This window comes from Brevibacterium gallinarum, assembly GCF_014836885.1.
In the GTDB taxonomy this organism is placed as follows: Bacteria; Actinomycetota; Actinomycetes; order Actinomycetales; family Brevibacteriaceae; genus Brevibacterium; species Brevibacterium gallinarum.
The window spans coordinates 321,108-336,329 of the sequence record NZ_JACSPY010000001.1; the positions used below are offsets into that span (position 1 = coordinate 321,108).

A 15,222-nucleotide genomic window follows, 5' to 3' on the forward strand; every position below is an offset into this window, starting at 1 on the left:
CCGCCGGTCAGGCGGTCGCGGGCACGGCGGCAGGTGCCGGGGTGCGGGGTCTGTGGCGGACCCGGGCGATGAAGATCGGCATGACGATGCCGACGTAGGTCCACCAGGCGATGAGCTCCAGCCATGTGGTGGCCGGGGAGAAGTTGAAGACGCCCTTGAGCAGGGTGCCGTACCAGCTGGTCGGCGGGATGGCATGTGAGACGTCGAAGGCCAGAGCGTGCAGGCCGGGCAGGATACCGGCCTCCTGCAGGTCGTGGATGCCGTAGGCGAGCACGCCGGCGGCGATGATGATGAGGAACCCACCGGTGATGGTGAAGAACTTCCCGAGGTTGATGCGGATGAGCCCCCGGGTGATGAGCCAGGCGAGCACAACGGCAACCGCGATGCCGACAAGTGCCGCACCGACGGCAGACCAGGCGGCAGCCACGCCGCTGGTGGCCGAGCGGGTGGCCGCCCACAGGAACAGGGTGGTCTCCAGGCCCTCGCGGCCGACGGACAGCGCACCGACGAGGATCAGTCCCCAGGCGGACCCTTCGAGGGCGCGCTCGAGATCGGATTCGAGACTGCCTTTGAGGTTGCGGGCGGTGGCGGCCATCCAGAACACCATCCAGGTGACGAAGCCGACGGCGATGATCGACAGCGAACCGCCGAGCGCCTCCTGTGCCTCAAAGGTCAGGGTTGAGGGGCCGAAGGTGAGGATCGCGCCGAAGACAACGGAGACGGTGATCGCGATGCCGATGCCGATCCACATGAGCCCGATCGCGCGGGTGTGCCCGATCCGGCGGAGGTAGCCGATGAGGATCCCGACGATGAGCGCGGCCTCCAGGCCCTCGCGCAGGCCGATGAGGAAGTTCTGCAGCATGGCGGTGCTTCTTTCTCCTGACACCCGGCCGGCGCACAGACTGCAGAAGATGTGCCGGAAAGGGCCGGCGCATGATCGACAGCGACTCGGCGGCATCGGTCAGACTTAACTAATGAGGTAAGGCTAAGCTCATGTTCATTCAATTGTCCAGCTGAATGAGGTGTGACGCCGCTCACGCATGCGAAAGGCCGGCCGCAGAAGCTGCGACCGGCCTTTCGGCAGTGGCGATCAGGCGTTCCAGAGGCCGTAGGAATCGGCCAGCTGGGCGATCTTCTTCGCGCGTGCCAGGCGGGGCAGGTAGGAGCCGTCGACGATGTCGTCGGTGCTCTCGGCCTCGGCGAGCATATTGCGCGCCCATGCGCGGTCGTCCTCGCTCGGCGCCAAGGCCGTGTTGAGCGTCTGGATCTGGTCGGTGTCGATGACGAGCTTGCCGGTCATGCCCATCTTCATCGTCCACGAGCAGTCCTCGGTCACCTGGTCGGTGTCGGCGCCGACCGGGCTCGGCCCGTCGATCGCGCCGGGCAGCCCGCCCACGCGGGTGGCGATCACGAGGCGGGAGCGGGCATAGGCCAAGGCGATCGGGTCATCGGCGACACCGGTGTCCTTGCGGAAGTCATTGGTGCCCAGTGCCAGCCGGAAAGTGCCCGGCGCCTCGGCGATGCGGGTGGCGTTCTCGATCCCGCGGGCGGTCTCGATGAGCGCGAGCACCGGCACGCCGGCTCCGGCGCGCATGGCGGTGTAGGTGACCTGTTCAGGGCGTTCGGTGTTGGGCAGTATGACGCCGCGCAGGCCCGGGGTGCCGTTGAGGGCGGCGAGGTCGTCCTCCCACTCCTGGGTGCCCATCGAGTTGACACGCACCCAGCCGCCCATGCCGTTGTCCAGCGCGGCGACGACGTTGTCGCGGGCCAGGCCCTTCTTGTCGGCAGGGACGGCGGCTTCCATGTCGTAGATGAGTGAATCGGCTTCCGAGGTCTGCGCGGCCTCGAAGGTCTCCTTCTTGGCGGCATTGATGAGCAGCCAGGAGCGGCTGAGCTTTGCTGGAAGGGACGCGGCGCGCGTGTTGCGCAGAGAGTGAGCCATGCAGGTGAGTCTACGAAGCAAATGCGCGTCGGTCACTTCCCCAGCGCACCGTGTTCAGGATGCAAGACGGCAAGTCGTCATATGAGACGCGTTCATAGGGTGGCAGTGAGCTACGCGAGGAAGGATCCCCATGACGACGCACAAGATCGCAGTGATGCCCGGCGACGGAATCGGCACCGAAGTCGTGCCCGAGGGCCTCAAAGTCCTCAACCGGGCGATCGAGGCCGCCGGCGAGCCCGTCACCCTCGACACCACCACCTTCGAGGCATCGGCCCGCCGCTGGCACGAGACCGGTGAGACCCTCACCGATGACGAACTCTCCCAGCTGCGCGACTACGACGCGATCTACTTCGGCGCCTGCGGCGACCCATCGGTGCCCTCCGGTGTGCTCGAACGCGGCATCATCCTCAAGATGCGCTTCGGCCTCGAACACGCTGTCAACCTGCGGCCCTCGAAGTTCTACGCAGGAGCCCGCTCGCCGCTGGCTGAGCCCGGCGACATCGACTTCCTCGTCGTGCGCGAAGGCACCGAGGGCTCCTACACCGGCCAGGGCGGCAACCTGCGCCAGGACACCGTCCACGAAGTCGCCACCGAAGTCTCGGTCAACACCTGGTACGGCGTCGAGCGCACCGTGCGCTTCGCCTTCGCCAAGGCCCGGGCCAGGAATAAGAAGCTCACCTACGTGCACAAGCACAACGTCATGGTCCACGCCGGGCATCTGTGGCGCCGAGTCGTCGAACACGTCGCCGCCGACTACCCCGAGGTGACCGTCAACTACGAGCACACCGACGCGTGCACCATCTACATGGTCACCGACCCGGGCCGCTACGACGTCATCGTCACCGACAACCTCTTCGGCGACATCCTCACCGACCTCGCCGCAGCCGTCACCGGCGGCATCGGCCTGGCCGCCTCCGGCAACCTCAACGTCGAAGGCACCGCCCCGAGCCTGTTCGAGCCGATCCACGGCTCGGCCCCGGACATCGCCGGGCAGGGCATCGCCGACCCGACCGCCGCGATCCTCTCGGCAGCCCTCATGGCCGAGACCCTCGGCATGGAGGTCGTGGCGAAGTCCATCCAGACCGCCGTCGAAGCCGACCTCGCCGAACGCGGCGAGGCCAAGCGCACCACAGCAGAGGTCGGCGACGCGATCGCCGCCCGGATCGGCGGCTGAGGCCCAGCCACCGCCTCGGGAGCGGGCCGATGCCATAACCTAGGAGACGAGGCGCTACAGTGTGCCTCATCCCACATGACGTTGAGCACCAGACGAATCGGAAAGCGACGATGACTGAATTTCAGATTCTGAAGAACATGCAGCCGGCTCCGGAGCTGGTGCGAGAGGCGATCAAGGAGAAGCCTGGCTTCGGCGAGCACTTCACCGACCACCTGTCGCACATCCGCTTCACGCGCGACCAGGGCTGGCACGCCCACACCGTCAAGCCCTACGGTCCGATCATCCTCGACCCGGCCGCTGCGGTCTTCCACTATGCGCAGGAGATCTTCGAGGGTCTCAAGGCCTACCGGCACGCCGACGGTTCGATTTGGACGTTCCGCCCGCAGCTCAACGCCGCCCGGCTCGCTCGCTCCGCCGAGCGGATCGCCCTGCCGCAGCTGAGCGAGGAGGACTTCCTCGCCTCGCTGTCCGAGCTCGTCACAGTGGATGCCGCCTGGGTGTCGGCGCCGAAGAACGATCTCGATGAGGTGTCGCTGTACCTGCGGCCGTTCATGATCGCCTCCGAGCGGTTCCTCGGGGTGCGCTCCAGCCACGAGGTCGACTACTACGTCATCGCCTCGCCGGCCGGCCCGTACTTCTCCGGCGGCATCAAGCCGGTGTCGATCTGGCTGTCGCGCACCCTCAAGCGCGCCAGCGCCGGCGGGACCGGATTCGCCAAGTGCGGCGGCAACTATGCCGCCTCGTTGGCCGCCGGTGACGAGGCTGCGGCCAATGGCTGCCAGCAGGTGCTGTTCACCGACGCGGCCGAGGGCAAGTACCTCGAAGAGCTCGGCGGCATGAACCTCATGCTCGTCACCAGCGACAACACCCTCATCACCCCGGAGCTCGGCGACTCGATCCTCGACGGCGTCACCCGCCGGTCGGTGCTCGAACTCGCCCCGCAGCTGGGGCTCCGTGTCGAAGAGCGCAAGATCGAACTGGCCGAGTGGCGCGAGCGCCACGCCGCCGGTGAGATCGTCGAGGCGTTCGCCTGCGGCACCGCTGCCGTCGTCACCCCGATCGGCAAGCTCGTCTCCGATGACTTCACCATCGACCACGGCGAGGAGCCCGGCGAGATCACGATGTCGCTGCGCAAGACGCTGCTCGACATCCAGTACGGCCGCGCCGAGGACACCTACGGCTGGCTGTACAAGCTCGCCGACGGCTGAGCCGGGGTTTCCCTGGTCAGGGCTGCGGAGTCGAGGCTGGTGTCTGGGTCTTAAGGGTCGTCCTTGGTCATGGTGAGTCGTCCCGGGTGAGGGCGAGGGATCTCTGCTGATGGCGTGCGGCCCTTGGTGACAACAGGCCGTCCCAGGTGATGGCGAGCGGTCCCTGGCGACCGCAAGCCGCCCCTGGTGAAAGTTAGTAAAGCTGTTCATGGTTTCGAGGCCCTAAACCATGAACAGCTTTACTAACTTTTCAGTCCAGCCCGCCGCAGCCGGCCGCGGCCGGCCCCGCGCGTCGCTCCGGCCCCCGGCCTCACTCCGGCCCCGCGCCCCACTCCACCCGCCACACCTCAGCCCCTGCACCTCGCCCACCACCCCTTTTGCTCAGACCTGTGCAAAAGAGTACGATTCGCCTCATGCCGATCACCCATGACCGCGCCACCGCCCCGGAGGCGCCGACAGCAGACGAAGTCCTCGCCACCCTGCCGTGGAAGTGGCACACGCAGGGCGCCATCTTCCTCATCGGCGGCCTGGGCTTCATGTTCGACGCCTGGGACGTCGCCCTCAACGGCTTCCTCATCCCACTGCTGTCCGACCACTGGAACCTCAGCATCGGCCAGGCCGCCTGGATCGCCACCGCCAACCTCATCGGCATGGCGCTCGGCGCAGTCGTGTGGGGTGGCATCGCCGACCGCATCGGCCGCAAACGCGCCTTCACACTGACCCTGCTGTTCTTCTCCCTGTTCACCATCGCCGGCGCCTTCGCCCCGAACATCGGCCTGTTCCTCGTCTTCCGCTTCCTCGCAGGCTTCGGCCTGGGCGGGGCGATCCCGGTCGACTATGCGCTCGTCGGCGAGTTCACCCCGCGCAAGCACCGCGGCCGCGTGCTCACTGCCATGGACGGCTGGTGGCCGGTCGGCGTGACCCTGTGCGCCTTCGTCTCCGCCTGGATCCTCGGCTTCGGCGACTGGCGGCACATCATGCTCGTCATGGTGCTGCCGGCCCTGCTCATCGTCTTCGTGCGCCTCTTCATCCCCGAATCGCCCAAGTACCTCATGGCCGCCGGCCGCCGCGACGAAGCCGACGCCGTGCTCGCCCGCCTCGTCGAGCGCACCGGCAGCCCGGTCACCGAATGGCGCCACGACGCCATCGAACCGCTGCCCCCGCGCAAGGGCCTGGCCGAATCGCTCTCGGCGGCCTCCGGGCAGATCGCCGAACTGTGGCGCTACTCCAGCCGCATCACCATCACCGCCTGGCTGCTGTTCGTCTCCGTGCTGCTGCTGTACTACGCGGCCCTGACCTGGCTGCCGAAGATCCTGCGCGAACAGGGCCTCGGCGACCAGGCCGCCTTCCTCGTCACCGGCCAGATGACCGCGATCGGCATCCTCGGCGTCATCGTCTCCGTCGTCCTCATCGAAACCACCGGCCGCAAGTGGATGCTCGGCACCACCTCGCTGGTGGCCGCCGCGGCCCTCGTCGTCTTCGCCATCGCGCTGGGCCAGTCCGGCACCGAGCTCAACCTGCTCGCCAAGGTCAGCATCCTCGCCTTCGGCTTCTTCATCCAGATGGCCGTCCCGGCGCTGTACACCTACGTCTCCGAGCTCTACCCCACCCGCCTGCGCGGCTCCGGCTTCGGCTGGGCGTCCTCGGCCTCCCGGGTGGCCACCGGCATCGCGCCGATGATCTTCGGCTCCATCATGTGGCCGCTGCTCGGCCTGACCTGGACGTTCGTCCTCACCGGCGCGCTCGCCGTCATCGCCGTGACGGTGATGGCCCTCTTCGCCCATGAGACCACCGGCCGGGAAGTCGGCTGACCGCGCCCGAGGTGTGGGTGCTGTGCCCGAGGTGTGGGCCCCGTGTCCGAGGTGCGGGCTGCGTGTCCGAGGCGTGGGTTCCGCTCCCGAGGTGCGTTCCGCCTCGGCTGTGGCCGGCACCACAGCAGGATGGGGCCGATGCGCGATAGCGTGGGAACATGAGCAGCTTCCACGCAGAGCACAAGGTCATCGGCGGCAAACTCGTCGTCGCCGACATCGACACCGACGGTCAGGCGATCACCGCCGCGAAGATCTCCGGGGACTTCTTCCTCGAACCCGAAGACGCCTACTTCTCCATCGGCCCGGCCCTGACCGGCGCACCGGTCTCCGCGACCCGCGACGAACTCATCGCCCGCCTCGACGCCGCGCTTGCCGAATTCGGCGAGTCGCTGCAGCTGCACGGCTTCTCCACCGGCGACATCGCCACCGTCGTCCGCCGGGCCCTGACCCAGGCGGCGAACTTCACCGACTTCAACTGGAAGGTCATCCACGGCCCCGTCCTGCCCAGCCGCGTCAACGTCGCCCTCGACGAAGTGCTGCTCACCGAGGTCGACGCCGGCAACCGACAGCCGACCCTGCGGTTCTGGGAATGGGAGGACAAAGCCACCGTCATCGGCTCCTTCCAGTCCTACGTCAACGAGCTGCGCCCTGAGGGCGTCGAGCGCCACGGCATCGACGTGGTGCGCCGCATCTCCGGCGGCGGAGCGATGTTCATGGAAGGCGGCAACTGCGTGACGTACTCGATGTACGTCCCCGACACCCTCATCGCCGGACTCGACTACGCCGAGTCCTACGCGTTCCTCGACCGCTGGGTCATCGCCGCGCTCGCCAACGAGGGCGTCGACGCCTGGTACCAGCCGATCAACGACATCACCTCCACCGGCGGCAAGATCGGCGGGGCCGCCCAGCGGCGCCTCACCTCGGGAACGGTGCTGCACCACGCAACGATGAGCTACGACATCGATGCCGACAAGATGGTCGAAGTGCTGCGCATCGGCGAGGCGAAGATGTCGGACAAGGGCGTGCGCAGCGCCAAGAAGCGCGTCGACCCGCTCAGGCGTCAGACCGGGTCGAGCCGCGAGCACATCATCGAGACCATGATCGAGACGTTCACCAGCATGTACGGTGCCGAACGCGACACCATCACCGAGGCCGAACTCGCCCGCGCAGAAGAGCTTGTCGAGACGAAGTTCGGCACCGAGAAGTGGACGCATCGGGTGCCGTAGACTGACCCCAAGCCCGCCACGTCACCGAAGGAGCACCGTGCGCCACGTCGAACCCTCCGTTGAGCTCATCGCCCGCCCCCAGATCGACTGGGAGGCCATCAACATCTACCTCGCCGACGTCGGCGGCAGCTCCTGGTCCGAGCGCGTCGCAGACGCCGACAGCCCTGATGGCGAGGACCTCGTCGAGTTCTCCGGACGCATGTGCTACCGCTCCTGGGAGCCGGGACTCAACCCCAATGTCGGGCGGGTGCGCACGGATTCGGCCCAGTACCTCGGCAACGTCATCTCCTCCCAGCACGGGTCGGTGCTCGAACACGCCAACTACACCTTCGTGCTGCACAACGTCTCCCGCGTCCTCACCCACGAGCTCATCCGGCACCGCGCCGGCTGCGCGTATTCGCAGGAGTCGCTGCGCTATGTGCGCTTGGAGGAGATCCCGTTCTGGTTCCCTGATTGGGCGCGCGAGGACGAGGAACTGATGGAACGCTGCCTTGCCGTCCTCGACACGCTCGAAGAGCATCAGAAGTGGATGAGCGAGCACTTCAAGCTCGATGAGGAGGGCACGAAGTTCGCGCACAAGAAGCACATGACCTCCTTCATGCGCCGCTTCGCCCCCGAGGGCCTGGGCACCGGCATCGTCTACACGGCGAACCTGCGCTCCCTGCGCCACGTCGTCGAGATGCGCACCGCCCCTGGCGCCGAGGAGGAGATCCGGCTGGTGTTCGGCAAGATCGCTGAGATCATGCAGGCCGAGGCACCGGCGATCTTCGCCGACTATTCGATCGAAGACGGTGCCTGGCTGCCCGGCACCCGCAAGGCCTGACCGATTCCGATGCGGTGATCACCCGCTGACCAGAGATATGGAGCCGCCATGGCACAGCTGTACGATGCAGAACTCTCACCCGGCAAGCTCGAACTCGTCCAGACCTGGCTGCCGAGCCAGGAGTGGTCCGGCCTCGACGCCGAGGTGCCGCTGGAGGTCGTGACGAGCTACCGGTTCGACGATCCGGCCGGCGAGGTCGGCATCGAGATGCACCTCGTGCGCTCCGCCGACAATGCCGACGGGCCGATCTACCAGGTGCCTGTCACCTACCGGGGTGCCCCGCTGGAGGGGGCCGAGGATGCGCTCATCACAACGATGGAGCATTCGGTGCTCGGCAAGCGCTGGGTCTACGACGCCGTGGCCGACCCGGTGTTCGTCGAGCAGGCCCGCCGCACCATCGCCGAGGCGGACACCTCGGCTGAGGAGATCATCGTCGACGGCGACAACCCCGGTCCGCGCACTGACATCGCCGACGCCCGCGGCACCGGCTGGGATGCCGCAATCAAGGCCGTCGAGGAAGCCGACCTCAACGTCACCCGTCTCCTGGAAGCCGACCAGCTTTCCGGTGCCGAGACCGGACCCGGCATGCTGATGGCGACGTGGGACGGGCAGTCCGAGCCGGTCGAGCTCATGCGTCTGGTCTGAGAGCAGCCGCGTGAACTGAGTTTCCGCACAACAGACAGCGGGCGCGTGAGATCGTCTCTCACGCGCCCGCTGTCTGCTGTCAGTCAGGCCTGCTGCGCCTCAGTGACGCGGCGGGATCTCGTTGCCGTTCTCGTCGAAGCGCGGCTCCTGGACATCCCGGCCGTGCGGGTCGAGTCCCTGGCCGTGATCATGACCCTGCCCGCGCGGATCGAACTCCTGTCCCTGTGCGCGAGCGTCGTGCTCGTGCGCACCCGGTGCGGCGTGACCATCGTGCTGACGGTGGCCATCACGGCCCAGCTCGTCACGGCCGAGACCATCATGGTGGCGGTCGTCGCGGCCGAGCCCGTCGTGGTGGCGGTCGTCGCGGCCATGACCGTGGTCGTCACGGTGGGCAGCGCCAGTGGCACCGGCAGCACCGGCGCCTGCGGCACCAGCCGCACCGGCGGTTGAGCGCTTTCCGGACTTCTCATCGAAATCGGGATCGAGCTCATTGGCCTTGGCCTCGCGGCGCTTGAGCTCCTCGCGCTCGGCGGCGAGCTGCTCCTCTTCGCGGTTGATGGTGCTTTCCTTGCGGTCGGCCTCCAGGCGGGCCTTCTCAGCTTCAAGTCGACGATTCTCAACATCGAGCTCACGCTGACGGACGTCGATGTCGTAATGCTTGTTCTCCTCGCGGAGCTGCTCGGCCTCACGACGCTGCTGTTCGCGGCGGCGCTCCTCCTCGATCCGCTTCTGTTCTTCCTTCTTCTTCGACGCCTTCATCAGCGCGGCGACGATCGCAATGATGATGATGACGCCGATGACTGCGGCGATGATGAGGAGCAAGGTCTGATTGTCCATGAGATGTCCCTCCGTCAAGGAGACTTGGTGCCTCCACTGCCACCAGCATAGTCGTCTGACCAGGAGATGTAACGGGTTTCACTGCACCGGGTGCAGGCATTCGACCAGATGCCGAGCCTGGGCGCAGATGAGGGACGAAGGTGGCTGCTCACGCGAATCCCGGGAACCAGCGCGTGTCCGCAGGCGGTCGATTCCCAGCGTGTCCGCAGCCGGTCGATCCTCAGCCGCGGGCCCAGCGCGCGGCAATACCGCGTCAGCTGCGCGGTTCGATGCCGGCGGCGGCCAGCGCCTCGAGCAGCTCACGGCGCAGCCGCTGGGCGCGCTGGCTGAACGCCTGCTGCCGGCGCATGTACTCAGCCTTGCCCGCGGCCGTGTCGATCGCCACGACCCCATAGCCCCAGGCCCGCACGTCATACGGGCTGGCCTCCATATCGAGTGTCCGGATATCGCGGGCAAGATCGAACGCCGTGACGATCACCTGCGAGGGCACGATCGGCCCGAGCTTCATCGCCCACTTGTACAGATCCATCCCGGCGTGCAGGCAGCCCGGCTGCTCCATCGACACCATCGTCTTCCGTTCCGGCGTGAGCGTGTTCAGCGGCCGGGCGGCCGGGGTGAAGAACCGGAACGCATCGAAATGCGAACACTGGATGCGATGGGATTCGACGACCCTGTCGGTCTCGGCCTGGCTCAGCCGCAGCGGCACCTGCCTATGCCGGTGCTCATCAGCTGACTGCCGGTAGACCATCGCCCATTCGTGCAGCCCGAAGCAGCCCAGCTGCGCCTCCCGTTCCAGGGTCGCCGCCAGCAGGTTCGCGATGAACTGCGCGCCCTCACCTCGGTCGGCCTTCCAGGCCGGGACGTCGACGAAAGCAACATTGCCTGCGACCGTCCACCAGCGGCGGGTGAACTGCTCACGATCTGCTGCCTCGGGGGCGGCGAGCCCGATCCCGACGCCGGGCTGGTAGCGGGCCACCTGCGCAGGCGTGAAAGGATAGTAAGTGAAGAGGAAGTCCTCGACCGGGTGCTTCTCGCCGCGGGCCCGGCGCGCCAGATGGGCGCCCATCCGCTCCTCGACGGCGGCGGCGAGCTCGGCGGCGGCAGCCTTCCAGGTGGCAGCGTCGATGACCGTCTCGGGTGCGCCAGTCGCAGCCGAGCCGGAGGTGGAGGCAGGGGTGGTGTCGGTGTGCATCGCCTGCCCATTGTCGCAGACGCTCAGCGGCCTGAGCGCTTGGTGCCGCGGGCAGGTGGGGCGGTGAGCGGATCCTCTGGCCATGGATGCTTGATGTAGCGGCCGCGGTTCTCTGCCCGCACGCCCGGGTAGCCCTGCTGCCAGAAAGAGGCGAGGTCGGCGGTGACGGCCATCGGCCGGCCGGCAGGGGAGAGCAGGTGCATGAGCACCGGCACCCGTCCATCGCAGATGACCGGACTCGCCTGCCAGCCGAAGCACTCCTGCAGCTTGACCGCCAGCACCGGGGCGGCGATCTCGGCACCGGCAGTGTCCGCGTCGCGGTCACCGTGGTCCTCCGGGGCCGGATAGCGCAGCCGCACCGTGGAGCCGCTGGGCACCTCAATGCGCTCCGGGGCGAGCTCATCGAACCGGCCGGCTTCTGGCCACGGCAACAGATTGCGCAGGGCAGACGTCCAGTCGATTCCCGCCGCCGAGGCACCGGCCGCCATCCGGGTCAGCTCACCATGGCACCATTCCGCGAGCCCGGATTCGAGCGCGGTGAACCGGACATCGGGCCAGGGCGCGCCGAGTACGGCATGCAGCAGCCCGAGCCGGCCCCGCAGCTGCGCAAACCCGGCGAGCCGCTGCACGTGCAGAAATGCAGCGTGGCTGGACAAGGGCAGTTCGCTTCAGGTCTGGCGCCTGCGCCCGAGACGTGTCGTGATCCTGTTTGAGCTAGAGTGCTGTCTGCTTGAACTCATCAGTGTCGATCTCTGGCATGACTTCAACATTTTCTGGAGTTGATCCAGTCATGAAGTCATCCGAACCTTCAGCGGACCCTTGAAGAGTCGAGACCCGGGCACGACGAGATCTGGTCTATAGTCTTCACGTCAGCGGCTACGATGGTGAACGGCACATCCCAATGCGAATCGAGCATCCAGGATCGTTCATCTGCCCACATCAAGTTCGGCCATTCGATCCAACCATGAGTTGTACGCAACGACTCCATCAGCTCAAGACCCGTACCAGTGAACTGGCGCATGAGGAACCGTTCACCACCGGCAACCACGAGCTGTCGATCAGATGCGACGATCTGGCCTTCCGTGTTGCGCTGCATGCCGGTATGTGGTGAGGACGGAGTAACAAGGATATCCGTGCCGAAGCCAAGATGCACAGAAGCCCGAGAGGGGCACAGAATCTGTAGGAGGATCGTCGCTTGAGTCTGATCCAGTTCTCCAGTAGTAGGTGAGAATCGATCCCGTCCCGCTGAAAGTTCGATTGCGTCCGCACCTCGAGACTTGTCAACCTCCTGCCATTCGAGCGGTTGGCCGTTCTCGTCCTCAAACGGATGGAGAATCGCCGCAACTGACCAGCTGTCGAAATCTGGTATTCGTGTGGTCAACGTTAGGCCGAGCACGTCGACTTGCAAAGGCTCTCGGCTCGTCAGCCATTCCGTATCATCACAGGTCATCTGAAGATCTCCGAAAGGCATAGCTGATAGACACGGGCTGAACATCGTCCGAGAAAGCATCCTTTCGTGCGAACCACTCGAACTGAACTATCACAAAAGTATCAGAGGGGCCGTGAAGGTGAAGGCCCAGCCCAACGCCGTCCTTCTCATTCGATACCGTACACTGAGCGTTCGAATGCGGGTCTGGATCTGTTGCGTCGATAAAGGTGCATGAGTATATCTGCTGCTCCTGTTCTGACGGTAGACCGTTCGGTCCAACTTCGTCCGAGACGAGCGCGGTCGCTTCTGCTGCTGGGTAACCTGATTCCAGGCGAAGGTCATCCTGGGTCAGTAAGATGGGCCAGAACTCCCGCGCCTGCGGCGGTTCCGGAGTCGGGCTCATCCCGGGCCAGCTTGCGTGTACTGGAAGTGCGCTCACTCCTCGGGCATCCACTAGGGAAGGAAGGGTACGCGAGTCGCTCAAAAGAGGGAGGTCATGCTCCGCGATGAAGTGGGCAGTCTCCTCTGGGGCGGCTGCTTCTGGAGCCGGTGCTTTATCGATGTTGCTATCCTGTTGCTCGGTGCAGGCGGCAAGGGTGAGGACTGTGAGACATAAAGCTATTGCAGTAGGGGCCCGTTTCGACGTCGCGCCAGCGGTGAAGCGAATCAACGGTAGGTGCACTTCAGCTTTGACTTGGACGTCGTGCGGTAGGTTAGGCCCCTATAACCATTTGAGAAAGTGCTGTAATATCGACCTTGGGTTCGATAGTTGTAGGTTTTATTTTTGTGGCACCGGAAGGCGAGGTTGAGCTTTTTATGCATTCTACTCCCGCTTCCCGTGCCAGACTTCTGGTGAACCCACCCGAACCAAGCTGACCGATATGTGGAGCCTGTGACCGTATTGGTTACAACGCTTGACGGGCATTTTCCGCGCAGGTGAGTATTCACGGTGTAACCGTTCTTCGCAGTCTGTGAGATGTGAGGGCTATCCTGACCGATCTTGCAATCTATGCGGGTGGGGCGCCGCGCGGCTTCTCCGACACCTGGTGCTTCCCCGGTATAGACCCCTGCGTCAGAGTGAGTCTCTGAGGCGTCGACAGCGACTAATGGCTCGTCGGTGAGCGTGCCCTCCCGATCCTCTAGCTTGCCGTCCGCTGCTGCTCCTTTTGCCGCTGCGTGAGCATTAGTCGTCGAATCGACAGTCAGTGACCGCGCTGCGCCGGCAGGCGCTAGAGCTATGACCCCAGCCAGCAAAATTGCAGAAGCTCGAGTGATTCTCCGATTCATAGCGTTCACATCCTGATCTCTGGGTGCAGCTTAACCCTTTGATGAATACTATGTGAATGCACATGCTGTCAAGGCGGAGAGTTGGCTATTCTAAGATTTCCGGACGTGTCTCGCGCTTCCTTCTCCACCCCTGCTCTGACCGTGTTCTGCTGTCTTGATGAGCTACGGTCTCGTAGCTGTCGGGCAGCGTCTTGACCGTGAGAGTGCCGTGCACGAGTGTCGCAGGACAGAGCCCGACGCGTCGTGTCGGGGTTGCGGCACGGAAGCGACCTCATGCGCGTTGATCGCGCGGCGGTTGGCGCATGAGCCCTTCGGGCATCGGCCGACGACTCTGTTAGTCCGCGTGCGACGCTATCGCTGTTCACACTGCAGTGGTGCCTGGCGCGAGGACCTCACCGCTGCAGCAGATATGCCAGCAAAGCGCTCGCGTCGCGGCATCCGGTGGGCGCTGGAAGCGATCGTGATCGACCACCTCCGCGTGGCAAGGGCTGCGGCCGGTCTCGGAGTCTCCTGGCATACGGCCAGCAACGCGATCCTCGCTGAGGGACACCGGGTCCTGATCGATGATCCGGGCGGTGCGGTGGGGTCACTACGCTCGGTGTCGATGAACACGTCTGGCGACACACCCGGCACGGCGATAAGTACGTCACCGTCATCATTGACCTCACTCCGATCCGCACGAAGACGGGACCGGCCAGGCTGCTGGACATGATCGAAGGCCGATCGCAGCGGGTGTTCAAGACCTAGCTGGCCGAATGCTCCGCGAACTGATGGGATGGTCTCGAAGTGGTCGCGGTGGACGGATTCACCGGCTTCAAGACCGCCGCCGCAGAAGAGATCCCAACAGCGGTCGCGGTGATGCACCCATTCCATGTCGTCCAGCTCGCCGGCCACGCGCTCGACGACTGCCGACGCCGCGTCCATCGCGACACGTTCGGACGTCGAGGCCGTTCCAGTGACCGGCCCTACGGCGCCCGCCGCACCCTGCACACCGGCGAAGCACTCCTCGTCGACCGGCAACGCGAACACCTGCTGCGCCTGTTCACGAACGAACAGCACGTCGAGGTCGAAGCGACCTGGGGCATCTACCAGCGGATGATCATTGCCTACCGGCACCCCGACCGGGCGGCGGGAAAGACACTGATGCAGAAGCTGATCGACGACGTCACCACAGGTGTCCCCACCGCGCTGACAGAGATCCGCAAGCTCGGCGCACCCTGAAACGTCGCACCCCTGACGCGCTGGCCTACTTCGACCGTCCCGGCACATCCAACGGCCCCACCGAAGCAATCAACGGACGCCTCGTACACCTCCGCGGCTCAGCCCTCGGCCTCCGGAACCCGACCATCTACACAGCCAGATCACTGCTCGAAGCCGGTGGATTCAGACCCGCACTACACCCTCATTTGCGATAAGCCTGCTCAGCGGCCGCTGCGCTTGGTGCCGCGGGCAGGTGGGGCGGTCAGCGGATCTTCTGGCCATGGATGCTTGATGTAGCGGCCGCGGTTCTCTGCCCGCACGCCCGGGTAGCCCTGCTGCCAGAAAGAGTCGAGGTCGGCGGTGACGGCCAGCGGCCGGCCGGCAGGGGAGAGCAGGTGCATGAGCACCGGCACCCGTCCATCGCAGATGACCGGACTCGCCTGCCAGC

General features: G+C 65.7%; 13 protein-coding genes and 1 pseudogene. 7 read left to right on the forward strand and 7 right to left on the reverse strand.

What is annotated here, in order from left to right:
• Window positions 1-7: 7 nt before the first annotated feature.
• Both efeU and H9634_RS01640 read right to left on the reverse strand, forming a co-directional pair.
• Window positions 8-862, reverse strand: coding sequence for an iron uptake transporter permease EfeU (efeU, locus tag H9634_RS01635; RefSeq protein WP_191725076.1), 855 nt, complete (start codon window positions 860-862; stop codon window positions 8-10).
• A gap of 228 nt (window positions 863-1,090) precedes the next feature.
• Complete coding sequence (locus tag H9634_RS01640; RefSeq protein ID WP_191725077.1) at window positions 1,091-1,942, reverse strand: HpcH/HpaI aldolase/citrate lyase family protein; 852 nt, start codon at window positions 1,940-1,942, stop codon at window positions 1,091-1,093.
• Between the two features lie 130 nt (window positions 1,943-2,072).
• Here H9634_RS01640 and H9634_RS01645 point away from each other — a divergent pair, with 130 nt between their 5' ends.
• From H9634_RS01645 to H9634_RS01670, 6 genes are all read left to right on the forward strand, one after another.
• Window positions 2,073-3,116, forward strand: a complete 1,044-nt coding sequence (locus H9634_RS01645; protein ID WP_191725078.1) for a 3-isopropylmalate dehydrogenase — start codon at window positions 2,073-2,075, stop codon at window positions 3,114-3,116.
• Window positions 3,117-3,226: 110 nt separating this feature from the next.
• Entirely contained in the window at window positions 3,227-4,324 is a 1,098-nt protein-coding gene (locus H9634_RS01650; RefSeq protein ID WP_191725079.1) for a branched-chain amino acid aminotransferase, read from the forward strand.
• Window positions 4,325-4,737: 413 nt separating this feature from the next.
• Window positions 4,738-6,135, forward strand: a complete 1,398-nt coding sequence (locus H9634_RS01655) for an MFS transporter (RefSeq protein ID WP_191725080.1) — start codon at window positions 4,738-4,740, stop codon at window positions 6,133-6,135.
• Window positions 6,136-6,293: 158 nt separating this feature from the next.
• Complete coding sequence (locus tag H9634_RS01660; protein ID WP_191725081.1) at window positions 6,294-7,361, forward strand: lipoate--protein ligase family protein; 1,068 nt, start codon at window positions 6,294-6,296, stop codon at window positions 7,359-7,361.
• A 37-nt stretch (window positions 7,362-7,398) separates the two neighbouring features.
• Window positions 7,399-8,184, forward strand: a complete 786-nt coding sequence (gene thyX / locus H9634_RS01665) for an FAD-dependent thymidylate synthase (protein ID WP_191725082.1) — start codon at window positions 7,399-7,401, stop codon at window positions 8,182-8,184.
• Between the two features lie 48 nt (window positions 8,185-8,232).
• The gene (locus H9634_RS01670; protein ID WP_191725083.1) at window positions 8,233-8,829 is read left to right on the forward strand and encodes a CG0192-related protein; all 597 of its coding nucleotides are present in this window, start codon (window positions 8,233-8,235) and stop codon (window positions 8,827-8,829) included.
• Window positions 8,830-8,928: 99 nt separating this feature from the next.
• Here H9634_RS01670 and H9634_RS01675 read toward each other — a convergent pair whose 3' ends face one another.
• From H9634_RS01675 to H9634_RS01690, 4 genes are all read right to left on the reverse strand, one after another.
• On the reverse strand, window positions 8,929-9,666 hold the full coding sequence (locus tag H9634_RS01675; RefSeq protein WP_191725084.1) for a hypothetical protein: 738 nt from the start codon (window positions 9,664-9,666) through the stop codon (window positions 8,929-8,931).
• 253 nt (window positions 9,667-9,919) lie between these two features.
• A complete protein-coding gene (locus H9634_RS01680; RefSeq protein ID WP_225210453.1) occupies window positions 9,920-10,858 on the reverse strand; it encodes a 3-methyladenine DNA glycosylase in 939 nt (312 codons plus the stop codon).
• A 23-nt stretch (window positions 10,859-10,881) separates the two neighbouring features.
• On the reverse strand, window positions 10,882-11,514 hold the full coding sequence (locus H9634_RS01685) for an ATP-dependent helicase C-terminal domain-containing protein (protein ID WP_318244966.1): 633 nt from the start codon (window positions 11,512-11,514) through the stop codon (window positions 10,882-10,884).
• 152 nt (window positions 11,515-11,666) lie between these two features.
• Entirely contained in the window at window positions 11,667-12,308 is a 642-nt protein-coding gene (locus H9634_RS01690; protein ID WP_191725085.1) for a hypothetical protein, read from the reverse strand.
• A gap of 1,371 nt (window positions 12,309-13,679) precedes the next feature.
• On the opposite strand from H9634_RS01690, the pseudogene H9634_RS01695 reads away from it, so the two are divergent.
• A pseudogene (locus H9634_RS01695) lies at window positions 13,680-14,989 on the forward strand (ISL3 family transposase).
• Between the two features lie 6 nt (window positions 14,990-14,995).
• On the opposite strand, the gene H9634_RS01700 reads toward H9634_RS01695, so the two are convergent.
• A partial coding sequence (locus tag H9634_RS01700; RefSeq protein ID WP_191725086.1) for an ATP-dependent helicase C-terminal domain-containing protein occupies window positions 14,996-15,222 on the reverse strand: 227 nt, incomplete at its 5' end.